Consider the following 24,912-nt stretch of genomic DNA (forward strand, 5'->3'; position numbering starts at 1 on the left):
CTGCGCTCACATCACTTCACCCTTTTGCTCCCGCTCAGCCTTTATGCCCTTTTTATCTGAGGCGTACATCACTCGGAACGGCCGATTCCCACTGTTTGGAGTGGGACCACTCCCCGTGCTGGAATTCGGCGACTCCCGAGTTTGTACGGCCCTGAACGAGAAACGGCACACCGTAGGTGTCGGCGCCGAGAGGTTGTTGGTCGAGTGAGGCGAAGCAAGGCGAGCTCCGCGGAGCAACAGGCGCGGGGCAACTTCACCCCGCCCCCGCGGTCGGCGGCGTCGTCCGCGGACCCGGCCGGCGCACCCGCGGCGCCCGGCAGCTCCAGCCGGCTCGCCCCACGCAACTGGCGTGTGGCGACCCGGCTGAACGCCATTCTGCTGATCCCGGTGCTGGTCGGGCTGGTGATGGGCGGCTTCCAGGTCAAGGGATCGATAGACACCTGGCAGGAGGCCCAGGACGCCGAGAAGACGGCGCTGGTCGTACGGGCGGCCTCCGTCTACGGCCAGGCGCTGCTCAACGAGCGCGACCTCACCGCCCAGCCGCTGCTGACCGGCAAGCTCGACGCGCCGATCGTCGCGAAGACCAGGGCCGCCACCGACGAGGCGAAGAAGAAGTTCGACGTCGCCGTCCGGGACATGCCCGCCAAGCAGGGCCTCGAACGGCGCCTCAGCATCTTCCGCGGCGAGGAGCCCAAGCTCGCCGCCATCCGCAAGACCGCGTACACCGCGGCGGTGGAGACCCCGGACAAGACCGGCACCAACGGCGGCCCCGTGGCGACCGAAGAGGGATACGTGCTGGTGCAGCACTCCCTCATGGAGTTCGCCAACGAGCTGGGCCTCGGCACCGGCAACATCACCAGCTACGGCCGTACGGTCTACGCCCTCCAGCTCGCCAAGGCCGCCGAGTCGCTCCAGCGCTCGATCGGCATGCACCTGCTCGTCAGGCCGAGCCAGAAGCCCCAGATCAGGGGCGGCCAGACCATCGCCTTCTCCTCGTACGCCTACCTGGAGAGCGTGTCCGTCGCGGAGTACGTCTCCGGCGGCACCGCGGCCGACACGGTCCGCCTCCAGCAGGTCATGAAGGAGAAGGCCGCCGACGGGGCGAAGAAGCTCGCCGCGGCCGGCCAGCAGGCCGCCGCCGCGGGCCAGGACTTCACGCCGCCGCCCAGCCAGGAGGGCTCCGTCTTCGACGGCATGGTCGCCGCGATCGCCACCGGCGCCACCCCCGAGCAGCTCGCGGAGCGGGGGGTCACCCCGGACGTCTGGATGGCCGCCGCCACCGCCAAGTTCGACGGCTACACCGTGGTCGAGAAGGAACTCGTCGACAAGGCCGTCGCCGACGCCGCGCAGATCTCCACCAACGCCAGGAACGACGCGATCACCAACGGCGCCATCGTCGTCGTCGCCCTGCTCATCGCCTTCATCCTGGCCGGGATGATGGCCCGCCAGATGAGCCGCTCGATGCGCGAGCTGCGCACGGCGGCGTTCTCCATCGCCGAGCAGCGGCTGCCGATGCTGGTCGACCAGCTGTCCCGTACCGAACCGGGCCGGGTCGACACGCGCGTCCAGCCCATCCCGATCGATTCGCGCGACGAGATCGGCGAGGTCGCCCGCGCCTTCGACCAGGTCCACCGCGAGGCGGTCAGGCTCGCCGCCGAGCAGGCCATGCTCCGCGGAAACGTCAATGCGATCTTCACGAACCTCTCCCGGCGCAACCAGTCCCTGATCGAGGGCCAGCTGACCCTGATCACGGACCTGGAGAACAACGAGGGCGACCCGGACCAGTTGGAGAGCCTCTTCCGGCTCGACCACCTGGCCACCCGCATGCGCCGCAACGGCGAGAACCTCCTCGTCCTCGCCGGCGAGGAGCCGGGCCGCCGGTGGAACCAGCCGGTGCCGCTGGTGGACGTACTGCGCGCCGCCTCCTCCGAGGTCGAGTCGTACGCCCGTATCGAACTCACCGGCGTCCCCGAGACCGACATCCACGGCCAGGCCGTGACCGACCTCGTGCACCTGCTCGCCGAGCTGCTGGAGAACGCCACCACGTTCTCCTCGCCGCAGACCAAGGTCCGGGTGACCGCCACGCGGCTGCCCGACGGCCGGGTGATGGTCGAGATCCACGACAAGGGCATCGGCCTGACCGCCGAGGACTTCGCGGACATCAACCACAAGCTGGCCAACCCGCCGACCGTGGACGCCTCCGTCTCCCAGCGCATGGGCCTGTTCGTGGTCGGCCGGCTGGCCGACCGGCACGGCATCCGCGTCCAGCTGCGCCCCTCGGGCGAGCAGGCGGGCACGACGTCCCTGGTGATGCTCCCCGACGCGATCACCCACGGCGGGGGCGGCGAACCGACCGCCCAGGCCGACGACTTCACGGTCTCGCAGATCATCCCGGACCAGGAACCCCCGGCCGAGGTACGGTCCTTCCCGACCGCGCCCATGCTGACGGCGGCCGAACTCGGCTTCGACGACTCGAAGTACGAGGGCACCGCCGGGGAGCAGACCCCCGTCCAGGACAGCCGCCGGCTCGACCCCGTCAACCGCACCCTGCGGCGCGAGGAACGGCGCGCGGCGCTGGGCGGCCCTGAGAGCGCCGAGGGACCGCTGTTCAGCGACCAGGTCGACGGGCAGTACCGCGGGGGCTCCGAGGGGGCGTACACGCCTCAGGAGGCCCCGTACGACCCGAACTTCGCCCCCCTGCCCGAAACGGCGGAGGCGCCGGCCGCGGACGGATACCGGCCGACGGGGTACGAGGAGTACCGCGCGCCCGAGTCCTACGGCACGCCGGACGGATACCAGGAGCCCCAGGCACCCGCCTATGCGGAGGCCGGTTACGGGGACCTGCCGAACGGCGAAGTCCCTTACCAGAACGGTTTCGACGGCCTCCCCCACCAGGGTGAGTGGACCGACCAGGGCGCATACCAGGGCGCATACCCGCAGGTCGCGCCCGCGGAACCGGAATCTTCACAGGTCGCGCCCGAGATCCCCGCGGACCGCGTAGGCTTCGACCGTCCGGGTCCTTCCCCGAGCACCAGTCACGCGCTCACCGGCGCGGGGCTGCCGCGCCGGGGCGGTGGCCGGCAGGCCCAGGAGTGGCAGCCCACCGGTCAGGGCGACGGGCAACTGGGCCGGACTCCCCCGGCCGGCCGGTCGGACGACGGATCTGCCACGCGGACCGCTCCGGCCGCTCAGCCTTCGCTGAACGGACAGGGCGGGCCCGGTGGCCAGGCCGACGGGACGGCGGGGACCGAGGACTGGCGTTCCAAGAACGACGATCGCTGGCAGCGGGCCGAGAAGCTCCGCGAGCCGAAGGCGGGCGGGGTCACCTCGTCCGGTCTTCCCCGCCGGGTGCCCAAGGCCAATCTGGTCGAGGGAACGGCGGAGAGCACTCCGCAGGGCGGCCCCCAGGTCTCCCGTGCCCCGGAGGACGTGCGCGGCAGGTTGAGCAACCTGCGGCGCGGGGTCCTGCGGGGACGCAACGCGGGAGCGGACACGAACGGACCGGGCCACGGCCCGGGCAGTACCTACAACCAGGAGCGTTAGTGTGAGCCCGATGAGCCAGGCGGCGCAGAATCTGAACTGGTTGATCACCAACTTTGTGGACAACACCCCTGGGGTGTCCCACACGGTGGTGGTCTCCGCCGACGGACTCCTGCTCGCCATGTCCGACGGTTTTCCCCGCGACCGGGCCGATCAGCTCGCGGCCGTGGCGTCCGGGCTGACCTCGCTGACCGCGGGGGCGTCCCGGATCTTCGAGGGGGGCGCCGTCAACCAGACCGTCGTGGAGATGGAGCGCGGCTTCCTCTTCCTGATGTCCATCTCGGACGGTTCCTCGCTGGCCGTTCTCGCCCACCCGGAGGCCGACATCGGCCTGGTGGGCTACGAGATGGCCCTGTTGGTCGACCGCGCCGGTACGGTCCTCACACCGGACCTCCGCGCCGAACTCCAGGGAAGTCTGCTCAACTGACAGACAGTGCAGTTCTCGCCACCGCACCATAGGGTGCGGTGGCGCGCGGCTCCACAGCACCAAAGGGACCGGCGACCGGCAGTCGGAGGAGGAAACGTGGCTACACCCCCAGGCGGACACCCCTATGACGGTGTCCCGCAGCACGCGGGAGAGCAGGCCCGGAACCGCTTCAACTTTCCGTCCACGCCGAGCGGACAGGGCGATCAGGGCAGACAGGGCGGACACGGGAACCAGGGCGGACAAGGCGGTCAGGGCGGCGGATACGGCGGACCGGGCGGTCAACACCAGCCCTACCCGCCGCAACACCAGTACAACCAGCCCCGGGCGCCCCGCATCCAGCCGGTACAGCACAGACGCTCCTCCGCGCCCGACCCGTCCAGGGACACCCACAACCCGTTGGTGCGCCCGTACGCCATGACCGGCGGACGGACCCGGCCGCGGTACCAGCTCGCCATCGAGGCACTGGTCAGTACGACGGCCGATCCGTCGCGGCTGCAAGGGCAGTTGCCCGAGCACCAGCGGATCTGCCAGCTGTGTTTCGAGATCAAGTCGGTCGCCGAGATCTCGGCACTTCTCTCCATCCCCCTCGGCGTCGCCCGGATCCTCGTAGCCGACCTGGCGGAGGCCGGACTTGTCGCCATCCATCAGCCCGGCGGCGACGAGACCGCCGGCGGTCAGCCAGACGTGACACTGCTCGAAAGGGTGCTCAGTGGACTTCGGAAGCTCTAGCGGCGGAGGAGCAGCCCGCTCAACCACCAGCGCGAAGATCGTGGTGGCGGGCGGCTTCGGCGTGGGCAAGACCACGTTCGTCGGCGCCGTCTCGGAGATCAACCCGCTGCGTACCGAGGCCGTCATGACCAGCGCCTCAGCCGGCATCGACGACCTCACCCACACCGGAGACAAGACCACCACCACCGTGGCCATGGACTTCGGCCGCATCACCCTCGACCAGGACCTCATCCTCTACCTCTTCGGCACCCCCGGACAGGACCGCTTCTGGTTCATGTGGGACGACCTCGTCCGCGGCGCCATCGGCGCCGTCGTCCTCGTCGACACCCGCCGCCTCGCCGACTGCTTCCCCGCCGTCGACTACTTCGAGAACTCAGGACTCCCCTTCGTCATCGCCCTCAACGGCTTCGACGGACACCAGCCCTACACCCCCGACGAAGTACGCGAAGCACTCCAGATCGGCCCCGACACCCCCATCATCACCACCGACGCCCGCCACCGCGCCGACGCCAAGAGCGGACTCATCACCCTCGTCGAACACGCACTCATGGCACGACTGCGCTAAGGCAACACCCACTGGTCACGCACGACGGCCCCCGCACTCGACGAGTGCGGGGGCCGTTGCCGTTGCCGTACGTGCTCCGCGAAGGCGCGGGGGCGGGCGGCGAGGGGCGCGGTCAGCGGGAGGGGGGTCAGCCCTGCCAGCTGTGCGGGGCGCGGAAGCCGGAGCTGCGCTCCAGGCGGCGCCAGCCCGCGGTGGACCGGCCGCGGCCGGTCGCCGGGGCCTCCTCCGAGCGGGCGGCCGCGCGGGCCATCAGGACCGCGGTGATCGCGGCGAGCTCCTCGGGGTCCGCCTGGCCCTTCTCGACACGCAGCAGGGAATCGTTGGTGGTCTCACTCATGGGAGTCGGTCTCCGTCTTCTACTGCGGGGGATTGCCGTGCTTGCGCGACGGCAGGTCGGCGTGCTTCGTGCGGAGCATCGCGAGGGCGCTCGCGAGCACCTCGCGGGTCTCTGCCGGGTCGATGACGTCGTCGACCAGGCCGCGCTCCGCGGCGTAGTAGGGATGCATCAGCTCCGCCTTGTACTCCTTGACCATGCGCGCGCGCATGGCCTCGGGGTCCTCGGCCTCGGCGATCTGCTTGCGGAAGATGACGTTGGCGGCGCCCTCGGCGCCCATCACCGCGATCTCGTTGGTGGGCCAGGCGTAGGTGAGGTCGGCGCCGATGGACTGGGAGTCCATGACGATGTAAGCACCGCCGTACGCCTTGCGCAGGATCAGGGAGATGCGCGGCACGGTCGCGTTGCAGTACGCGTACAGCAGCTTCGCGCCGTGCCGGATGATCCCGCCGTGCTCCTGGTCGACGCCGGGCAGGAAGCCCGGTACGTCCAGGAGGGTGACGATCGGGATGTTGAAGGCGTCACACATCTGGACGAACCGCGCGGCCTTTTCCGACGCCTCGATGTCCAGGACCCCGGCGAGGGACTGCGGCTGGTTGGCGACGATGCCGACCACCTGTCCGTCGATGCGGGAGAGCGCGCAGATGATGTTGCGGGCCCAGCGCTCGTGGATCTCCAGGAAGTCGCCGTCGTCGACGAGCTCCTCGATCACCTTGCGCATGTCGTACGGGCGGTTGCCGTCCGCGGGGACCAGGTCCAGCAGGACGTCGGACCGGCGGTCGGCCGGGTCCTCGGAGTCCACCGTGGGCGGGTTCTCGCGGTTGTTCTGCGGGAGCATCGACAGGAGGTAGCGCACCTCGGCGATGCAGGTCTCCTCGTCGTCGTACGCGAAGTGCGCGACGCCCGAGGTCTCGGCGTGCACGTCCGCGCCGCCGAGGCCGTTCTGGGTGATCTCCTCGCCCGTGACGGCCTTCACGACGTCCGGGCCGGTGATGAACATCTGCGAGGTCTCGCGGACCATGAAGACGAAGTCCGTGAGGGCGGGGCTGTAGGCGGCGCCGCCCGCGCACGGGCCGAGCATCACGCTGATCTGCGGGATGACGCCGGAGGCGCGGGTGTTGCGCTGGAAGATGCCGCCGTAGCCGGCGAGCGCGGAGACGCCCTCCTGGATACGGGCGCCGGCGCCGTCGTTCAGGGAGACCAGCGGGGCACCGGCCGAGATGGCCATGTCCATGATCTTGTGGATCTTGGTGGCGTGGGCCTCGCCCAGCGCGCCGCCGAAGATCCGGAAGTCGTGCGCGTACACGAAGACCGTACGGCCGTCGACCGTGCCCCAGCCGGTGATCACCCCGTCCGTGTACGGCTTCTTGGCCTCCAGGCCGAAGCCGGTCGCCCGGTGGCGGCGCAGCTGCTCGACCTCCTTGAACGATCCCTCGTCGAGCAGCAGGTCGATCCGCTCACGGGCGGTCAGCTTGCCCTTGGCGTGCTGGGCCTCGGTGGCCCGGTCGCTGGGTCCCCGGCGGGCCTGCTCGCGCAGGGCGTGCAGTTCGGCCACCCGGCCTCGGGCGTCGGCGGGCTCGCTCGGCTTCTCGTCCACTACGGTCATGTTCCAACCCTACGAAGCCGAGGGGTAAATAGCTCCGTAGACTCCACACAGTCTCCTGCCCGGATTCCTGGTGGAGCTGGACAGAACGCGGCCCGAATGGGCGTGACCTCATAGCTCGGAACACCTAGTACTTGTAGGGTTTCCATAGATGTCGGCACAGAGTCATCCTGCCGCTCCACGCAGAGTGACGTCACAGCGGTGGCTCTCGCCCCGCGTTCCCGGCATGATCCGCAGCCGTACGGTACGCCCCGCCGCGAGCACCTCCACGGACGGGTCCGCCGCCACCGCCCGCCGTACCGGCCGGTCCCAGACAACCTGCACCGGCTGCCCGGAGCGTACCGGCTCGCTCACGTGGATCGTGGCGGTACGTCCCCGCTCCACCACGAGCACGCTCGCGGGGGCGGTCGCGGTGAGCGGGCCCGCCGTACCGGGCCTCCAGAAGTTCGCGGCGGTCAGGCCGAGGGAGCGGATCGCCACGGCCTGGACGTCGGCCGTGTTGGCGAGGAGCGACAGCCAGTGGGGGTCGGCGGCGCGGGCCGCGAGGGCGCGCGGGGAGGCGCCCGGCATCAGCAGGTAGCGGTACGAGGCGGCCACCGGGTCGGTGCCGTGGTCGAGCCAGAGGGTGCGGTAGCGGCGGGTGCGGCGGGCGGTGGTGCCGGCGGTGTTGATGTCGCTCCAGGAGCCGGTGCGGGCCTCTTCGAGGGTGCGCAGGGCGCCGGGGGGCGCGCCGCCGGGGAAGACCCAGCCGCCGTGGCCCGCGAGGTGGGCCCAGCGGGGGCGGGGGGCGGGGTCGAGGGTGAACGGGTGGCGTCCTGACGCGCCGAGGTTGCGGTTGTCGACGATCGTCTCCACCGGGACGCCGTCGGTGCTCGTGATGCCGGCGCCGAGGCAGACGACCGCGTCGGCGGCGAAGATCCAGGAGGCGCGGGCGTCGAGGGTGGAGCCGAGGCCTTTGAGGTGCTGTCCTACGGAGGCGAACGTGCCGTCCGTGACGCCGCCGACCCAGCGGACGGCGGGGCGGGGCGCGCCCCATTCGCCGCCCGCGCGGTCGGGGAGGCGGCGGGTGGAGACGGTGGTGCCGGGGAGCCGGTACGGGTCGACGGTGGGCCAGAACCAGTCGGTGTACTGGTCGTTGGGGCGGTGGGCGGCGTCGTGGGGGTCGCCGTTGTCCTCCGCCGGGTGGTCGGCGTCCGTGCCCGGTCTCCACCAGTAGAGCATTCCGGCGCCGGTGTGCCAGCCGCGCGGGTTCTCGCCGTTGCCGCATTCGTAGGAGGCGATGCGGTCGGAGGCCATGGCGAGGTTTGCGGTCCAGCCGGGGCGGCGGTGCACGGCCCGGTCCATCCCGGGGAAGAGGGTGTGCCCGGCGGGTTCGGGGGCGGCGGGGACGCCGGACGCGGCGAGCGTGTGCAGGCGGGCCAGGTCGGCGACGTCGAACTCGGGGGCGGTGAGGACCGGGGAGGTGCCGCCGGGGGGTGCGGAGCGTTCGATCCAGCCCTTGGCCCTGGCGGTCCAGCGGGTGCGTTCGGCGGGGCTCGCGACGCTCATCAGGAGCGGGATCGCCGCGATGAGGGCCCGGCCGTGGAAGTGGTCGCCGCGCAGGACGCCGAGGTCGTCGTCCTTGAGATGGCCGCGGCTGACGGCCCGGCCGCTGACGCTGTCCATCATCAGGCCGTCCAGGACCAGCGGCGCGTAGGCCCGCTCCACGCTGTCGAGGACGATCTGCCGGTCCGGGTCGGTGACGGCCCAGGGGGAGCCGGCGAGGAGGGTGAACAGCCGGCCGAGTCCGTCGAGGAGGACCTGTCCGTACGTACCGGAGTAGGCGACCCAGGTGTGCTGGACGAACGAGCCGTCGGCGTGGAGGCCGTCGCCCTTCGTGACGTACGGGAAGACGGGCGAGAGGGCATCCCTGGCGAGGGCGATCTTCGCGGGCGCCCGGCCGAGGACGCCGCGCAGCGCGACCACGCGGCAGAGGTCGACCCGGTTGGCGCCGGTGCTGACCCCGGAGTAGTCGGTGAGGAGGGTGTCGGGGACGAAGTGGTCGACGGCGGCGCAGGCGGCTTCCCGGCGCTGTGGGGTGAGGTGGTCGTACAGCACGGCGACGGTGTCGAGGAGGTGGCGGGGGCTGCCGATGCGCCACTCCCACCAGTTGCCGTACGGCGTGGTGCCGGGGTGGTAGACGGTCGCGGCGAGGTGGTCGAGGCCGCGCAGGACGGCGTCGAGGAGGGCGGGGTCGCCGGTGAGGCCGGTGCGGGGCTGGGCGTAGGCCTCGGCCATGGTGAGGAGGCGGGCGTGGCTGACCGTGAGGCCGGCCGGGCCGGCGGGCGGGTCGAAGGGGTGGTCGGGCCAGAGGGAGGTGGGGGTGGGGGCCATGGCGTGCCGGTACCGCTCGGCGCGGGTGCCCGTGCGGGCGAGGCGGGAGGCGTAAGGCTCGGCGGTGGGGTCGTAGGCGGTGCCCAGGTGGAGGGTGGTCCAGCGGGTGCGGAGGGTGTCGAGGGGGTCGGATTCGGTTGCCGTTGCCGTCGCGCTTGCGTGCGCGGTGCGCCCCAGAGCGGTGGCCGCCGCTGCGGCGAGGAGGTGGCGTCGGGGCCAGGGCACGGGTACCTCCGCGTGGGGCGCGGCCTCCGGCCGCGGGTGTCCTCGATCGCCGGACGGGCTTGAAATAGCCGGGGTTCGGTTGATTGTGCCGTGCAGGGGGCTCCGCGCGGCGTCACCATGCCGGGCAACCCCCATCAGCCCGTCCGGCGATCGAGGACAGGCGGTGCTAGCAGCCGCCGCAGTTGTAGAACGTCACGTCCCAGTGGTTGCCCTCGTCCGCGTACACGTTGCCCGAGCCCGCCTGCCACTGGGGGTAGCCGTCGCCGCGGAGGCCGATGTACGTGAACGTGTTCTTGACGTAGTTCGTCAGGCACGTCGACTTGGCGAAGTCGAGCTTGTAGCCGTTCCAGTGCGAGTACGTGCCGCTCGCGTGCCCGGTCTCCGTACCGCCGGTGATGTTCAGCGCGCAGCCGATCGCGCCGCGCAGCGTCTGCGCGCCCTGCGCGGTCGCCAGGTTGAGCTGGTCGAAGGACGTGCACGTCGCGACGTTGCGGTTCGAGCAGCCGCCGGACGACGACCACGTGATGCCGCGCGAGCTGAACATCGACGTCGACGTCGCGTGAGTGATCTTCGTGGCCGCCTGGGCGTCGGACGTGGCGGTGAGGACGCCGAAGCCGGGGGCGAGGAGCGCGCCCAGGACGAGGCCGAGGGCGCTGAGGAGCGAGCGGAGTCTCATGGGGGGATTCCTCCTGCTGTGACGGTGATGTCGGGCCGGTGGGACGGCGGTGCAGGTGGTGCGGGGCGATCCTGCCCGATGTCTACGCGCGTCCGCCAGAGGGCGTGCGGAGGAGGTACGGCGAAGGTCCGTGGCGCGGGATCCACTCGATCGAGGGACATAGTTGAAATCCGAACGAGATAGGTCTATGGTTGCGCTCGTCCGCCACTCATTGAACGTTGAACTACTCGTAGGAGATAGAAATGGCTCTCTTCGGCCGCAAGAACGACGGCGCCACCGCCACCGCCACCCGCGAGGTCGACCCCGCCCTGGCCGCCCTGACCGGCGCCTACACGATCGACCCGAGCCACAGCAAGATCGGCTTCTCGGTGCGCCACGCGATGGTCACCAACGTCCACGGCGCCTTCACCGAGTTCGAGGGCACGCTGGACCTGAACGGCACCGACCCCGCCCACTCCTCCGCGTCGATCGTCGTCACGATCGCCAGCGTCGACACGGGCGCGCCGGACCGCGACGGCCACCTGCGCACGGCCGACTTCTTCGACGCCGAGCAGTTCCCGAAGATGACCTTCACGTCGACCTCGGCCGAGGAGCTCGGCGGCGACGCGTACCGCATCAACGGCGACCTCACCATCAAGGACGTCACGAAGCCGCTCTCCATCGACCTGGAGTTCAACGGCGCGGCCACCGACGCCTACGGCAACGAGCGGGTCGGCTTCGAGGGCGGCGCGACCATCCTGCGCTCCGACTGGGGCCTGACCTGGAACGCGGCGTTGGAGGCCGGCGGCGTCGTCGTCTCCGACAAGGTCAAGCTGCTCTTCGACATCAGCGCGATCAAGACGGCTCCCGAGACCGTCTGACCCGTCGTGCCCCGAGGGGCCAAGGACAGGCGTCGGTACGCGACCGGCGGGGGCGAGGCACCGCCCTCGGTACGGCCCGGGTCCCACCAGGACCTAGAAGCCGCCCCCGCCGTCGAACCCGCCGCCACCCCCGTCCCCTCCCCCGCCGAAGCCGCCGCCCCCGAAGTCACCCGGGTCGAAGTCCGAGCCCGACGTGTCACCGCCCTCGGAGCCGGTGGCGTCACCGCCCGTGTAGTCACCGCCGCCGTAGTCCGCCGCGTACCCGGGCGAGGCGATGACCGTGCCGAGCAGCGTGCCGGCCAGCAGTCCCGGCAGCAGCCCGCCACCGAAGTACCCGCCCGCCCAGGGCCCGTAGGCGGGTCCCGCGTCCCAGTAGGGCCGGGGGCCCTGTTCCGTGCCGACCTGGCGGACCCCCGGGTCCTCGCCGTCCGCCAGCCGGGCGCGGTCCGCGGCGCAGACCGGCACGTCCCTGGCCACCCCGCCCGGCGGCGCCCACCGCGCGTCGGCCACCGAGGGCCCGTGGCGCGGGTCGAAGAAGCAGGGGGAACGCCGCTCCGGGAGCGGGGTGCCCGTGCGGCGCGCGTCCAGCATCGCCAGGCAGTAGCGGCCGTCCTCCAGCGCCTCGGTCACCTCCCGCACGTCCTCCGGCCGCCGCGCCGACCCCATCAGGGACTTCGCCTTCTCGTACGCGTCGAGGGAGCGTTCATAATCCGTGCGCATCGATTCGTCCGCGCCGGCCTCCGCCGGGTGGAAGTCGAGCCGGTCCAGCTCCTCGCCGAAGGCCGTGATGTCCTCGTCCACGACCACCCGGAGCTTCTCCAGGGCCTCCCGCTGCCGCTCGGCCCGCCTGCGCCGGTTCCGGCTCGTCACGGCGTAGGCCGCGCCGCCGCCCACCACCACGAGCCCGCCGAGCGCGATCAGCCCCTCGGTCCCGTCGTTGCCGTCGCCGTTGGCGGTGGAGCCCCAGGAGTCGGGGGCGTGGCCGCGCGTCTGGGGCAGGGCCCGGTCCACGAAGTCGTTCAGCTCGGTCACGGCGTCCGGGGAGCCCACCTTGACCGCGTCCGTGAGGTTGCGGACCGCGCGCTCCGACAGCACGGACGGGTCGGCGCCCGCGTTGAAGCCGTCGCCGAGCCGCACCGCGTAGAGGCCGGTCACGCCCGTCTCGGCGCGGATCGCGCGGAGCACGCTGTCGGCCGGGAACTGCGCGTTCTGCGGCAGTACGGCGACGAAGAGCGGCTTGTCCGCGTCCCTGATCTTCTTCGCGAGGGCGTCGGCCTGCGGCAGTGACAGCTGTCCGGTGGCGCGGGGGTCCACGTACACCGGGTTCTTCCTGAGGGCGTCCGCGACGGTCCCGGGGCCGGTGGCCCTCCCGGCCGCCTCCGTGGCCGGCGCGCCCGCGAGGGCGGCGGCCGAGGCGAGCAGCAGTCCGGACAGCGCGGTGAAGAGCCTGGTCCTCATACCTCGAAGCTACCCGAATCGCACCAAGGTGGCAGAAAGCGGAAAAGGGGCGGGGCACCCGAGCCCGCCGGCTCGGGTGCCCCGCCCCTCAGGGGTTCCGCGGCGGTCAGGCGGCCTTGTACGCCGCCGTCAGCTTCGCCACCGCACCGGCGAGGTCACCGGTGAGCAGCAGGTGGTCGGCCTCGGCGAAGGGCTTCGCCGAGGCGGCCGTGACGGACTGGCCGATCTTCTGCTGGACGAGGAGCCTGGCCTGGCCGACCAGTTCCTTGCCCTGCGCGGACTTGCCGAGCCCGGTCTGCTGGAGGATCTTCGCCGCGAGCCCGATCGCGGCGAGCGTGACCTGGCCGCCCTTGGGGGGCGCCGTGAGGGTCGTCAGGCCCCAGCCGTACGGGTACTGCGGGTCGTAGGACGCGTCACCGACGTTGATCGGCAGCGACTCGACCGACTTGGGCCAGGTCAGCGGGAGCTGACCGGTGAAGGCCCGCTTGCCGTAGAGGACGTCGGCGACGCCGTCGCCCTCCGTGCCCGGCAGCCAGGACGCCACGAGCGCGTCGATGTCGCCGAGCTGGTCGCCGATGAGCTGCGGGCGGCCCGAAACGATCAGGACGGCGCACTTCATGGCGGCGCAGACGGTGTCGACGGCCTTCTTGTCCTCGGCGCTCAGCGCCAGGTCGTGGCCGTTGCCGACGTCACCGATGCCTTCCGCGTACGGCCTCTCGCCGACGACGACCACACCGACGTCGTAACCGGCGGTGGGCTCGGTGGCGGTCTTCGAGTACGTGAGGGTGGCGTCCGGGGCCGCCTTCCTCATGCCCTCCAGGATGGTGGTGCCCGTGGTGGTCTTGCCGGAGGCGCCCTGCCAGCTGATGGTCCAGCCGCCCGCCTGGTTGCCGAGGTCGTCGGCGTTGGAGCCGGCCACGTACACCTTCTGCGACGGCTTGAGCGGCAGGACCGCGCCGTCGTTCTTCAGCAGCACCTGCGACTCGGCGGCCGCCTGGCGGGCGACCGCGCGGTGCGCGGCCGAGCCGATGGCGGCCTGGTTCGTGGTGTCGGCGTACGGCTTCTCGAAGAGGCCGAGCTTGAACTTCTGCTCCAGGATGCGGGAGACCGCGTCGTCGATCCTGGCCTGGCTGATCCGGCCGGCCGTGACCTCCGCCTGGAGGGTCTGGGTGAAGGTCTTGTACTGCGTCGGGACCATGATCATGTCGAGCCCGGCGTTGACGGACGTCCGGACGTCGCTCGCGTAGTCGCCGGGGATCTGGTCGATCGCCTGCCAGTCGCTGATGACGAAGCCCTTGAAGCCCATCTTGTCCTTGAGCTCACCGTTGATCATCGCGCCGTCGGCGTGCATCTTGACCGGCGGCAGGGTGTCGTCGGTGATGTCCAGCGAGGAGTACGAGGGCATGACCGTGCCCACGCCCCGCTTCACGGCGTCCTTGAACGGCGCGAGGTGGACGTCCTCCAGCTCCTTGCGGGTGACCTTGGTGACGCCCTGGTCCACGGTGTACGAGCCGGTCGTGGACGAGCCGTACTCGGTGCCGCCGTCGCCGACGAAGTGCTTGGCCGTGGCCAGCACCTTGTCGTTGCGGTCGAGGTCACTGCCGGACGCGGCGCCCTGCATGCCGTTGACGACCGTGTCCATGGAGGTGACCAGCGCGGGGTCCTCGCCGAAGGTCTCGTACGTACGGCCCCAGCGCTCGTCCCTGCCGACGCAGACGCAGGGCGCGAAGTCCCACGGGACGCCGGTGGCGCGCACCTCGTTGGCCGTGACCGCGCCGGTCTTCTCCGCCAGCGCCGGGTCACGGGTCGCCCCGAGGCCGATGTTGTGCGGCATGATCGTCGCGCCGACGACGTTGTTGTGGCCGTGCACCGCGTCCACGCCGTAGATCAGCGGGATCTGGTAGCGGGTGGCCTGGGCCCTCAGCTGGAAGGCGTCGACCATCTTCGACCAGGCGGCGGGGGTGTTGGGCGTCGGCACGGAGCCGCCGCCGGAGAGCAGCGAGCCGAGGTCGTAGGTGGCGATGTCGCCCTGGGCCGTGAGCGCGTTGCGCTCGGCCTGGGTCATCTGGCCGGCCTTCTCCGCGAGGGACATGCGCGCGACCAGGTCGGCGACGCGCTTCTTCACGGGGAGCTTCGCGTCGAGGTACGGCAGCCCGTGGGCGTCCACGACGACCTGCGGGTTCTCGACGGGGGCCTTGGCACCGGTGACGGTGAGCTTCAGCGGTACGGTCTCCGCGCTCTCGCCGGCGCGGTCCTTGAGGGTCGGGATCTCGACGGTCTTCGAGGTGCCCGACGCGCTGCCGGCCGGGAAGGTGACCGTGCCGGAGACGGGCGTGTAGTCCTTGCCCGCCTCGGCGGTGCCGCCCTCGGTGGTGTAGTCGACGGTGACGGGCTCCTCGACCGGCACGGAGCCGGTGGTGGCGACCGAGACCTTGACCTTGGCGGTGGCGCCCTCCTTGACCGGGTACACCGCCGCGTCGGTGACGACGCTCGCCTTGAGGCTCGGGTCGGCCTTGCCGTACAACTCCACGCCGTCCAGGGCGAACCGGCCGGGTGCGCCGGTGGGCATGGTGAAGGCGTAGCCCCACATCTCGGTCAGGCCGAGGACGTGGTCGATGCCGCCGACGGGCTGGTAGTCGGTGCGGTACTGGAAGTCCGCGAAGGGGATCTCGACCAGGTGCCACCCCTCCCAGTCGTCGGTGAAGGACGTGTTCCAGAGCTCGGAGGCCTCGCCGTTGGCGCCGCCGTCCTTGATCTCGAAGGCGATCCGCTTGCCGGAGCCGGGGGGCAGCGGCGCGGTGTTCTGGCCGTACCACCAGAAGCGGATGCCCCGGTGGGCCGACCAGTCGTGGGACGGCTTGTCGAACGCGAAGTCGTGGCTGAACCCGCCGTACCCGCTGACGTTGTAGCTGCCTTCGAGGACCTTGGCGCCCTCGGGGGCGTCGGCGCGGTCCGCGAAGCTCAGCGTCGGCGGGTCGTCGGCGTCGCCGCCCCAGGTGAAGATGCCCTCCGCGGGCGGGCTCGCGAACGGGATCTCGCCCTCGAAGCGGTCGACGGCGACGGGGGCCGGGTCGTCCGCCGCGGTGGCGGACGACGCGGTGCCCGCGAGGGGCAGCAGCCCCGCCAGGACGGCGGCCGCGAGCAGCGTCGCCGTCCTGGTGCCGGGTCTCGGTCTGACTCGTATGCCTTGCATGGTGCTCCTCGTGTCCCTGGTGCTCCCGGTGACTCTGGTGCCACCGGGGTGGTGCGGGCCGTCCGGCGCGCGGGGGTGTCACACCCCCGCGCGCCGGACGGCCTGAGGCCGGAAGGGACGGCCTACTTCTGTTCGACCCTCACCCAGTCCACCTCGGCCTTGACGCCGCCTTGCGCGACGCGGTCGACGCTCGACTGCGGGAGGCCCCAGTAGGGCTGGGTCACCTTGTTCCAGCCGGCCGGATAGGCGCCGCCCAGAGCGAGGTTGAGGATCACGTACTGGTTGTGGTCGAAGACCCACTTGCCGCGGGTCGATTCCAGCTTCTGCCGGGAGGTCTCCTGCACCACACGGTCGTCGACGGTGAAGCGCATGCCTTCCGGCTGCCACTCGACGGCGTACGTGTGCCACTGGTCGACGCGGCCGCCTCCCGGGAAGGTCTGGGTCCTGCCGATGTTGCCGTCGGCAGAGTAACCGGGTCCGTGCAACGCGGTGCTCGTCCAGTCGCCGTAGCCGATGTTCTCCATGATGTCGGTCTCGCCCGAACCGGGCCAGGACACCGACGGGTTGTCCACATCACTTCCGAGCAGCCAGAACGCCGGCCAGAACCCGTCGCCGACGGGGAGCTTCAGACGGGCGCTCACCTTGCCGTAGGTGAAGTCGAACTTGGTGTTGGTGTCGATGCGGCCCGAGGTGAAGTCGTAGGTCCCGCCGCCCGGTACGGTCGTGCACGCCTTGCAGTACTTGGACTCCAGGACCAGAGTGCCGTTCTCCGTACGGATGTTGTTCGCCGAGTCCACGTACGCCTGGGACTCGCCGTTGACCGAGCCCATCTCCTGGCCGGTGCGCACCACGCGCCACTTGTTGCGGTCGAGCCCGGAGCCGGTGAAGTCGTCGAAGAAGGTGGTCCGGTAGGCGCCGGTGGAGTTCTTCGGCAGGGCGGGGTAGGCCGCGTTGGCGTTGCCGCCGGTCCCCCACACCTGGAACTCGTAGAGCGAGTAGCCGAATTGGGCGGTGGCGGGCGCCGGGTTGTAGAACGAGCGGCGCTCCTTGCCCAGCATCCGTACGTAGCGGCCGGTCGCCGGGGTCGGCAGGGTGATGGTGTCGCGCCGCCCGGCCGCCTCCCCCGGGGCCTTGACGTCGGCGCGGCGGGCGGCGACCTCGGCGGCCGAGGGCCGGTAGACGGTGCGCCAGGTGCGGTTGTCGTCGGAGACCTGGAGTTCGTAGTCGACGGCGTAGGCCGCCTCCCAGTACAGGTCGACCGCTTCGATACGGGACGAGGCGCCCAGGTCGACGCCGACCCAGCGGTCCGCGTTCCAGTCGCTCGCCCAGCGGGTCTGGTCGGCCTTGAGGTCGGCGGGCCAGCCGCCGTCGGTCACGTAGGCCGGTGAATTGCCCGCGTGCTGGTAGAGGTTGCCGTACGCGGGGTGGTTCAGGGCGAGGTTGGTGCGGGTGGTGGAGGCGGGCGCCGGCTCACCGCCGTACACCTGGAAGGAGAAGAGGGAGTAGCCCCAGGCGGTGGCGCGCTGGACGCCGCGCAGCCGGACGTACCGGCCGGTGACCTCCTGGGGGTAGGTGTGGGCGGTGACGGTGCCGCCGGTGCCGTCGTTCTCGGTGTAGAAGGTGGTCCAGTTGGTGCCGTCCTTGGAGACTTCGAGGACGTACTGCTTGCCGTACGCGGCCTCCCATTCCAGCTTGACCTGGTTGACGCGCAGGGTGCTGCCCAGGTCGACCTGGATCCAGGCGTTGTCGGCGAACTCGCTGCCCCAGCGGGTGCCGGCGTTGCCGTCGAAGGCGTTGCCGGGGCCGACGCCGGGGTTCTCGCTGCCGGAGGCGGTGACCCGGGCGGGGCTGATCGCGTAGGAGGCGGCGGCCTGGTCGGCGTTCCAGGGCGCGGCGGCCACCGCGGCGGCCTTCGCGGGGGCCGCCCCGGGCGCGGCCGGGGGCGCGGCGAAGGCGAGCGGTGCGGAGAGGGCCACCAGTGCGGCGGTGGTGGCGAGGAGTGTGGTGCGCGAGGGCATCGTTGCCTCCGAGGTGGGGGGAGTGCGGGTGGCAGTGCGGTGCGGTGCGGTGGGGCGTGCTACCGCCGGGCGGCCCGGGTACGGCCGATCGTGTCGCGGTACCACGTGGCGCTGTCCTTCAGAGGCGGCTGCCGGGGGCGTGCGCCCCGGCGTCGTACGCGGGGGCCGCGATCAGCTCCGCGTCCCGCGGAGCCCGGCGGAAGGTGTCCCAGACCGAGGGGGTCCTGCCGTCGTCGGCAGCCGCTCCCTCGATCTGGTCGGCGGGGGTGGCGACGGTCCGGCGGAAGCCCGCGGGCAGGCCGGGGACCGCCACGGCGGTGGCGGCGCCCGGGGCCCGGGGCTTGCGGTGTGCGGACATGACGTCTCCAGAAAGCTGCGAGGTCGGGCGGACCGGTGCGTGCCGTGCGAGGGGGTGCGAGGCGTGCGAGGCGGTGCCTAGGGCGCCGACTGCCGGACGACGAGTTCGGTGGGCAGGACGACCGGTTCGTCGGGGGCGGCCGCCCCGCCGAGGTGCTCCAGCAGCATCCGCGCCGCCGTCTCGCCCATCTCGCGGGCGGGCTGGCGGACGGTCGTCAGCGGGGGCTCGGTGTGCCGGGCCATCGGGATGTTGTCGAAGCCGACCACGGCGATGTCGTCGGGGACGCTCCGCCCGGCGGCCCGCAGGGCCCGCAGGGCGCCGGCCGCGCTGATGTCGTTGTGCGCGAACACCGCGTCGAACTCGACCCGGGCGTGCAGGAGTTTCTCCACCGCGAGCCGCCCCGACAGCTCCGTGAAGTCGCCCACCACGACCCGGTCGGTGGGCAGGACGTGCCGGAAGCCGGCGAGCCGCTCCCGTACGCACCCGAAGTGGGCGGGTCCCGTGATGACCAGCGGCTTGGTGCGTCCGTCGGCCAGCAGATGGCGGGCCGCGGACGCGCCGCCCTCGAAGTTGGTGGTCACGACCGAGGGGAAGTCCTCGGGGTGGGCGCCGCGGTCGTCGATCAGGACGACGGGCAGACCCTGGTGGTGCAGGCCGACGATGGTGTCGAGGGTGTTCTCCGGTTCGACGACGAGCAGTCCGTCGAAGGCGCGGGCCGAGACCTGGGTGGTGAACCGCTGAACCGATTCCGCACCCCGGTTGCAGGTGAAGAGCAGCAGCCCGTACCCGGCGGCCTCCACGGTGTCGACGACCCCCTGGAGCACCTCGCCCATCCACGGCCAGGTCAGCGAGGGCACCAGCATGCCGACCGTACGGCTGCTCCCCCGGGCCAGTCCGACGGCGCCCGAGCTGGGTACGTACCCGAGCCGGGCGATGACCGCGCGGACGCGGGCCGCCGTACCGCCGTCGACCTCGCCCTTGGTGTTGATGACCCGGGACACGGTCGTCTTGCTGACGCCCGCCTGGCGGGCGACGTCGGCGATCGTGACACGCATCGGGGCGCCTCCGCGTCGAGGTGTGGAACCGGTACCGCAACCGCTTCCGGAACCGGTACCGGGCGTTGGGCGGTGAGTTAACCGGGAGGCAACACTGCCGTCAATACTTCACGTCGAGATTGGTCCGCACCTTTGGTGCATAGCAGGCCAGTAGCGGGCCAAGGGAGTTATGCGTTCAGGTTGTGAATGCGCGGACTCTTGACGGGAGTTCGTAACAGCAGTTCACTCACGCCGCAGGCACCATCGCGTAACCCCCCACCTCTGTGCCGAGAAGGGCAGCAGTCACATGGCGAGATCGAGTGCTCAAGGACGGCGTCTCACGAGGGTCCTCCTCGCGGGCGCCCTGGCCACGGCCGGGCTGACCGGCCTGTCCGCCGGGCCGGCCCAGGCCGCGGGCGAGCAGGTCAACATCTATCTGACGACGACGAGCGACGCCGGGGGCCGGGTCGTCACCCGCGGGCTCCAGCAGCAGACTCCCGTCAACTTCCAGTCGGGCAACGGCGGCAGCGGTACGAACGTGTCCGTCGACGAGAACACCCGCTACCAGACCTTCACGGGCGGCGGCGCGTCCTTCACGGACACCGCCGCGTACCTGATGAAGGAGAGCGGCGCGCTCTCGCAGGCGACCCTCGACGCCACGATGAGGAAGCTCTTCTCCCCCACCGACGGCATCGGGCTCTCCTTCAACCGGAACCCGATCGGCGGCTCGGACCTCGCCCGCTTCGGCTACACGTACGACGACCTGCCGGCGGGCCAGACGGACCCCACCCTGTCGCGGTTCTCGATCGCCCACGACCTGCGGGCGGTGCTGCCGCTGACCAAGCAGGCGAAGCAGCTCAACCCGGCCATGACCAACGTGGCGTCGCCCTGGACCGCCCCGGCCTGGATGAAGGACAACGGGCAGCTCAACGGCGGCTGGCTGAAGGCGGAGAACTACGGCACGTACGCCGACTACTTCGTCAAGTACCTCCAGGCGTACCGCGACCAGGGCATCCCGATCGACTACGTCACGGCGCAGAACGAGCCGACGTGCTGCTCCAGCTACCCGTCGATGAGCTGGAACGGCTCGGGCCTGGCGTTCTTCACCAAGAGCAACCTGCTGCCCAAGCTCCAGGCGGCCGGCCTGCCCACCAAGGTGCTGGCGCACGACTGGAACTGGGACACGTACGACGCGTACGCCGCGGAGACCGTGAACGACCCGGCCGTCCGCAACCACCCGAACTTCGGCGGGGTCGCCTGGCACGGCTACGGCGGCGACATCGCCAAGCAGACCACCGTGCACAACCAGTACCCGACGATGGACGCGTTCCAGACCGAGCACTCCGGTGGCACGTGGATCGCCAACCAGCAGCGCGAGGACATGAACAACATCATCGACTACACCCGTAACTGGGCGAAGTCGGTGACCAAGTGGTCCCTCGCGGTGGACCAGAACCGTGGTCCCCACAACGGTGGTTGCGGCACCTGCGACGGTCTGATCACGGTCCACAACGGGGACAGCCGACACGGCCAGGTCGACTACAACATCGAGTACTACACGATGGGCCACCTGACCAAGTTCGTGAAGCCGGGTGCCTCGCGCATCGCGTCCACCGCCAGTGGCACCGTCCCGAACGTGGCCTGGCGCAACACCGACGGCTCCAAGGCGCTGATCGCGTACAACGACGGCACCGGCGCGCAGACCCTGCGGGTCAACTGGGGCGGCCAGAACTTCAGTTACTCGCTGCCCGGCAAGACCTCGGCCACGTTCACCTGGTCGGGCACCCAGGCGGGCGGCGGGGGCGGCACCGGTTCGACCGGCACCCTGCGCGGCCTCGCCGGCAAGTGCCTGGACGCGGCGGCCGGTTCGAGCGCCAACGGCACCGCCGTGCAGCTCTACGACTGCAACGGCTCGGCGGCCCAGAACTGGACCGTCGGCACCGACAACACGATCCGGACGCTCGGCAAGTGCCTGGACGTGACGGCGGCCTCCACGGCCGACGGGGCGAAGGTGCAGCTCTACGACTGCAACGGCTCCACGGCCCAGCAGTTCACGTACAACTCCGGATCCGGCGACATCGTCAACCTCGGGGCGAACAAGTGCCTCGACGTGACGGGCAACTCGTCGGCGAACGGGGCCCGCGCGCAGATCTGGACCTGCACCGGGGCCGCCAACCAGAAGTGGCGCCTCCAGTAGCCGGACCGGATCGCCGGGATCCCCTGGCGTAGGCGGAACGAAGAAGCGAAAACGGGAACGGAAACGCCGGACGGGCTGCCAGCAGCCCGTCCGGCGTCGTTCCGGGTCACTCCCCGGGACGCTCCCCGGGTCACGTCACTCCGCCGGCTCGGCCCCGGCCCGCAGCAGACCGTACGTGTACGCGTCCTCCAGCGCCTGCCAGGACGCCGCGATGACGTTCTCGGCGACGCCGACCGTGGACCACTCGCCCGTGCCGTCCGACGTGGTGACCAGCACCCGGGTGGTGGAGTCCGTGCCGTGCTTGCCCTCCAGGATGCGGACCTTGTAGTCCACCAGCTGGAACTTGGCGAGCTGCGGGTAGATCCGTTCGAGCCCCACCCGCATCGCCCGGTCCAGGGCGTTGACCGGGCCGTTCCCCTCCGCGGTGGCGACGATCCGCTCGCCCTTCGCCCAGATCTTCACGGTGGCCTCGTTGGCGTGGGTGCCGTCGGGGCGGTCCTCGACGATCGCCCGCCAGGACTCCGTACGGAAGTAGACGCGCGGCTTCCCCTCGGCCTCCTCGCGCAGCAGCAGCTCGAAGGAGGCGTCCGCGGCCTCGTACGTGTACCCCTTGAGTTCGCGCTCCTTGACCCGGCCGACCACCCGCGCGACCAGGTCGCGGTCGCCGCCGAGGTCGACGCCCAGCTCCTTGCCCTTGAGCTCGATGGAGGCGCGGCCGGCCATGTCGGAGACCAGCATGCGCATGCTGTTGCCGACCAGCTCGGGGGCGATGTGCTGGTACAGGTCGGGGTCGACCTTGATCGCGGAGGCGTGCAGCCCCGCCTTGTGCGCGAAGGCCGACACCCCGACGTACGGCTGGTGGGTGGAGGGGACCAGGTTGACGACCTCGGCGATGGCGTGCGAGATCCGGGTCATCTCGGCCAGCGCGCCCGGGGGCAGTACCCGCTGGTCGTACTTGAGCTCCAGGGCGGCGACGACCGGGAAGAGGTTGGCGTTGCCGACCCGCTCGCCGTACCCGTTGGCCGTGCACTGGACGTGCGTGGCGCCCGCGTCGACCGCGGCGAGGGTGTTGGCGACGGCGCACCCCGTGTCGTCCTGGGCGTGGATGCCGAGCCGGGCGCCGGTGTCGGCGAGGACGGTGGTGACGACGGCCTGGATCTGCGCGGGCAGCATGCCGCCGTTCGTGTCGCAGAGGACCACCACGTCGGCGCCGGCCTCGGCGGCGGCCCGTACGACGGACTTGGCGTACTCGGGGTTGGCGCGGTAGCCGTCGAAGAAGTGCTCGCAGTCGACGAAGACGCGGCGGCCCTGCTCGCGCAGGTACGAGACGGTGTCGCGGATCATCGCGAGGTTCTCGTCCAGGGTGGTGCGCAGTGCCAGCTCGACATGGCGGTCGTGGGACTTGGCGACCAGGGTGACCACCGGGGCACCGGACTCCACGAGGGCCTTGACCTGCGGGTCCTCCGAGGCCTTCGCGCCGGGGCGCCGGGTGGAGCCGAAGGCGACGAGCTGGGCGTGCTGGAAGTCGATCTCCTGCTGGGCGCGGGCGAAGAACTCGGTGTCCCGGGGGTTGGCCCCCGGCCAGCCCCCCTCGATGAAGCCCACGCCGAATTCGTCCAGGTACCGCGCGATGGACAGCTTGTCGGCGACCGTCAGGTTGATGCCCTCACGCTGCGCGCCGTCGCGCAGCGTCGTGTCGAAGACATGGAAGCCGTCGTCGTTCCCCGAGGGCCCCGTGGACTCTGTGGTCATGGTGTCCTGCTCCTGTTGAGTGGATGGTCTGGCTCCACCTGCCCCCGTCACCACGCGCGGCCCGTCTCCGGCCGGGGTAGGGCCGGAAAACGAAAAAACCCCTCGCGGATGCGAGAGGTCTGCGCGCGGGTCCGAGGCTCGATGTCCGCGCCGTACGGGTCTACGGGGCGGTCACTGCGGACCGGCGCACTTGCTGCCAATAATCATGACGAACGAGAGCACGACCCGATTTTCGCACGTCCGGTCACTTTGGGAAGCCCCTGTCTCACGATGCGGTCGGTGACCTCCGGGTCACCAGCGTACCGGGGCCCGCACCCCGCGAACGGGGTACGGGCCCTCGTACGCCGGTCCCGGCCGGTGCCGGGGACGGGGGTACGGACGCCGCGGCGCCGGGTCAGGCGACGGTGTGCCGCCAGCCGTGGGCGTCCGGGACCGCGCCCGACTGGACCTCCAGGAGGGCCTTGCGCACCTTCATGGTGACCTCGCCGGGGCGGCCGTCGGCCACTGTCCAGCCCCCGCGCGCCGAGTGGACCGTGCCGACCGGGGTGACGACGGCGGCGGTGCCGCACGCGAAGACCTCGGTGAGGGTCCCGTCGGCGTTGCCGGTGCGCCAGTCGTCGACGGTCAGGCGGCCCTCGGTGACCTCGTACCCCAGGTCGGCGGCGATGCTCAGGACGGAGTCGCGGGTGATCCCGGCGAGGAGGGTGCCGGTGAGCTCGGGCGTCATGAGCTTGTCGCCGTACACGAAGAAGAGGTTGTTGGTGCCCATCTCCTCGATCCAGCGCCGCTCGGTCGCGTCCAGCCAGACCACCTGGTCGCAGCCGTGCTTGGTGGCCTCGGCCTGGGCGATGAGGGACGCGGCGTAGTTGCCGCCGGCCTTCGCCTCGCCCGTGCCGCCGGGGGCGGCGCGCACGTACTCCTCGGAGAGCCAGACGGAGACCGGCTTCACACCGCCGGCGAAGTACGCCCCTGCCGGGGACGCGATGACCATGAAGAGGAACTCGTTGGCCGGGCGCACGCCGACGCCGACCTCCGTCGCGAACATGAACGGCCGGATGTAGAGGGATTCCTCACCGACGCCGGGCACCCACGCGCGGTCCTGGGCGATGAGCGCGTCCACCGCCGCGACGAACGTCTCGACGGGCAGCTCGGGCATCGCCATCCGGCGCGCGGAGCGCTGGAAGCGGCGCGCGTTCTCCTCGGGACGGAAGGTGGCCACCGAGCCGTCCACCTGCCGGTACGCCTTGAGCCCCTCGAAGATGGTCTGCGCGTAGTGCAGGGTCATGTTCGCCGGGTCGAGCGACAGCGGGGCGTACGGCACGAGCTCCGCGTCGTGCCAGCCGCGGCCCTCGGTCCACTTCACCGTCACCATGTTGTCGGTGAAGTAGCGGCCGAAACCGGGGTTGGCGAGGATCCGCTCCCGCTCGGTGTCGGACAGCGGGTGCGCGGAGGGCTTGAGCTCCAGGGTGGTCGTGGGCGTGGTCATGAATACTCTCGTCCTTCACCGGTTGTGTGTGACGGACCGCGTTCACGCCGCTACGGATCTACTAGGACGTCCGACTATGCGGGC

General features: G+C 71.2%; 16 protein-coding genes and 1 pseudogene. 6 read left to right on the plus strand and 11 right to left on the minus strand.

Annotated elements, in window-relative coordinates; translation table 11 throughout:
* Positions 1–204 precede the first annotated feature (204 nt).
* The 4 genes from HA039_RS09325 (at position 205) to HA039_RS09340 (ending at position 5,261) form a co-directional block, all read left to right on the plus strand.
* Positions 205–3,543 (plus strand): sensor histidine kinase, encoded by a 3,339-nt coding sequence (locus HA039_RS09325; RefSeq protein ID WP_167026565.1) that lies wholly within the window; start codon positions 205–207, stop codon positions 3,541–3,543.
* 10 nt (positions 3,544–3,553) lie between these two features.
* On the plus strand, positions 3,554–3,967 hold the full coding sequence (locus HA039_RS09330; RefSeq protein ID WP_040028900.1) for a roadblock/LC7 domain-containing protein: 414 nt from the start codon (positions 3,554–3,556) through the stop codon (positions 3,965–3,967).
* Between the two features lie 96 nt (positions 3,968–4,063).
* Complete coding sequence (locus tag HA039_RS09335; protein WP_167026568.1) at positions 4,064–4,696, plus strand: DUF742 domain-containing protein; 633 nt, start codon at positions 4,064–4,066, stop codon at positions 4,694–4,696.
* Positions 4,677–5,261 (plus strand): GTP-binding protein, encoded by a 585-nt coding sequence (locus HA039_RS09340; protein ID WP_167026571.1) that lies wholly within the window; start codon positions 4,677–4,679, stop codon positions 5,259–5,261. Before HA039_RS09335 ends, HA039_RS09340 begins: the two co-directional genes overlap by 20 nt.
* Positions 5,262–5,388: 127 nt before the next feature.
* Here HA039_RS09340 and HA039_RS09345 read toward each other — a convergent pair whose 3' ends face one another.
* The 4 genes from HA039_RS09345 to HA039_RS09360 all read right to left on the minus strand — a co-directional run bounded on the left by HA039_RS09345 (position 5,389) and on the right by HA039_RS09360 (position 10,472).
* The gene (locus HA039_RS09345) at positions 5,389–5,598 is read right to left on the minus strand and encodes an acyl-CoA carboxylase subunit epsilon (RefSeq protein WP_167026573.1); all 210 of its coding nucleotides are present in this window, start codon (positions 5,596–5,598) and stop codon (positions 5,389–5,391) included.
* 19 nt (positions 5,599–5,617) lie between these two features.
* The gene (locus HA039_RS09350) at positions 5,618–7,201 is read right to left on the minus strand and encodes an acyl-CoA carboxylase subunit beta (RefSeq protein WP_167026576.1); all 1,584 of its coding nucleotides are present in this window, start codon (positions 7,199–7,201) and stop codon (positions 5,618–5,620) included.
* 162 nt (positions 7,202–7,363) lie between these two features.
* Positions 7,364–9,796 (minus strand): polysaccharide lyase 8 family protein, encoded by a 2,433-nt coding sequence (locus HA039_RS09355; RefSeq protein WP_341830012.1) that lies wholly within the window; start codon positions 9,794–9,796, stop codon positions 7,364–7,366.
* A gap of 166 nt (positions 9,797–9,962) precedes the next feature.
* Positions 9,963–10,472, minus strand: coding sequence for a hypothetical protein (locus HA039_RS09360; protein ID WP_167026582.1), 510 nt, complete (start codon positions 10,470–10,472; stop codon positions 9,963–9,965).
* Positions 10,473–10,714: 242 nt separating this feature from the next.
* On the opposite strand from HA039_RS09360, the gene HA039_RS09365 reads away from it, so the two are divergent.
* Positions 10,715–11,332, plus strand: coding sequence for a YceI family protein (locus tag HA039_RS09365; RefSeq protein WP_167026584.1), 618 nt, complete (start codon positions 10,715–10,717; stop codon positions 11,330–11,332).
* A gap of 93 nt (positions 11,333–11,425) precedes the next feature.
* On the opposite strand, the gene HA039_RS09370 is transcribed toward HA039_RS09365, so the two are convergent.
* From HA039_RS09370 to HA039_RS09390, 5 genes and pseudogenes are all read right to left on the minus strand, one after another.
* Positions 11,426–12,790, minus strand: coding sequence for a hypothetical protein (locus tag HA039_RS09370; RefSeq protein ID WP_167026587.1), 1,365 nt, complete (start codon positions 12,788–12,790; stop codon positions 11,426–11,428).
* A gap of 106 nt (positions 12,791–12,896) precedes the next feature.
* Complete coding sequence (locus HA039_RS09375; RefSeq protein ID WP_167026590.1) at positions 12,897–15,983, minus strand: glycoside hydrolase family 3 protein; 3,087 nt, start codon at positions 15,981–15,983, stop codon at positions 12,897–12,899.
* 122 nt (positions 15,984–16,105) lie between these two features.
* A complete protein-coding gene (locus HA039_RS09380; protein ID WP_167026593.1) occupies positions 16,106–18,001 on the minus strand; it encodes a discoidin domain-containing protein in 1,896 nt (631 codons plus the stop codon).
* 187 nt (positions 18,002–18,188) lie between these two features.
* Positions 18,189–18,359 (minus strand): annotated as a pseudogene (locus tag HA039_RS09385) (family 1 glycosylhydrolase); the annotation flags it as partial.
* A gap of 77 nt (positions 18,360–18,436) precedes the next feature.
* Positions 18,437–19,414: a LacI family DNA-binding transcriptional regulator gene (locus tag HA039_RS09390; RefSeq protein WP_167026596.1), complete on the minus strand. Its 978-nt coding sequence runs from the start codon at positions 19,412–19,414 to the stop codon at positions 18,437–18,439.
* 286 nt (positions 19,415–19,700) lie between these two features.
* Here HA039_RS09390 and HA039_RS09395 point away from each other — a divergent pair, with 286 nt between their 5' ends.
* Positions 19,701–21,590 (plus strand): ricin-type beta-trefoil lectin domain protein, encoded by a 1,890-nt coding sequence (locus HA039_RS09395; RefSeq protein WP_167026598.1) that lies wholly within the window; start codon positions 19,701–19,703, stop codon positions 21,588–21,590.
* Positions 21,591–21,725: 135 nt separating this feature from the next.
* Here HA039_RS09395 and cimA read toward each other — a convergent pair whose 3' ends face one another.
* Both cimA and HA039_RS09405 read right to left on the minus strand, forming a co-directional pair.
* Positions 21,726–23,342 (minus strand): citramalate synthase, encoded by a 1,617-nt coding sequence (gene cimA / locus HA039_RS09400; protein ID WP_167026600.1) that lies wholly within the window; start codon positions 23,340–23,342, stop codon positions 21,726–21,728.
* A gap of 394 nt (positions 23,343–23,736) precedes the next feature.
* Positions 23,737–24,828, minus strand: a complete 1,092-nt coding sequence (locus tag HA039_RS09405; protein ID WP_167026602.1) for a branched-chain amino acid aminotransferase — start codon at positions 24,826–24,828, stop codon at positions 23,737–23,739.
* Between the last annotated feature and the right edge of the window lie 84 nt (positions 24,829–24,912).

It is taken from the genome of Streptomyces liangshanensis (assembly GCF_011694815.1).
Taxonomy (GTDB): Bacteria; Actinomycetota; Actinomycetes; order Streptomycetales; family Streptomycetaceae; genus Streptomyces; species Streptomyces liangshanensis.

Excerpts from the sequence above, each read along its gene's own strand:
- HA039_RS09330 (WP_040028900.1), top strand. The coding sequence starts at position 3,554 with ATGAGCCAGGCGGCGCAGAATCTGAACTGGTTGATCACCAACTTTGTG.
- HA039_RS09345 (WP_167026573.1), bottom strand. The coding sequence starts at position 5,598 with ATGAGTGAGACCACCAACGATTCCCTGCTGCGTGTCGAGAAGGGCCAG.
- HA039_RS09350 (WP_167026576.1), bottom strand. The coding sequence starts at position 7,201 with ATGACCGTAGTGGACGAGAAGCCGAGCGAGCCCGCCGACGCCCGAGGC.
- HA039_RS09360 (WP_167026582.1), bottom strand. The coding sequence starts at position 10,472 with ATGAGACTCCGCTCGCTCCTCAGCGCCCTCGGCCTCGTCCTGGGCGCG.
- HA039_RS09365 (WP_167026584.1), top strand. The coding sequence starts at position 10,715 with ATGGCTCTCTTCGGCCGCAAGAACGACGGCGCCACCGCCACCGCCACC.
- HA039_RS09370 (WP_167026587.1), bottom strand. The coding sequence starts at position 12,790 with ATGAGGACCAGGCTCTTCACCGCGCTGTCCGGACTGCTGCTCGCCTCG.
- HA039_RS09375 (WP_167026590.1), bottom strand. The coding sequence starts at position 15,983 with ATGCAAGGCATACGAGTCAGACCGAGACCCGGCACCAGGACGGCGACG.
- HA039_RS09380 (WP_167026593.1), bottom strand. The coding sequence starts at position 18,001 with ATGCCCTCGCGCACCACACTCCTCGCCACCACCGCCGCACTGGTGGCC.
- HA039_RS09390 (WP_167026596.1), bottom strand. The coding sequence starts at position 19,414 with ATGCGTGTCACGATCGCCGACGTCGCCCGCCAGGCGGGCGTCAGCAAG.
- HA039_RS09395 (WP_167026598.1), top strand. The coding sequence starts at position 19,701 with ATGGCGAGATCGAGTGCTCAAGGACGGCGTCTCACGAGGGTCCTCCTC.
- cimA (WP_167026600.1), bottom strand. The coding sequence starts at position 23,342 with ATGACCACAGAGTCCACGGGGCCCTCGGGGAACGACGACGGCTTCCAT.
- HA039_RS09405 (WP_167026602.1), bottom strand. The coding sequence starts at position 24,828 with ATGACCACGCCCACGACCACCCTGGAGCTCAAGCCCTCCGCGCACCCG.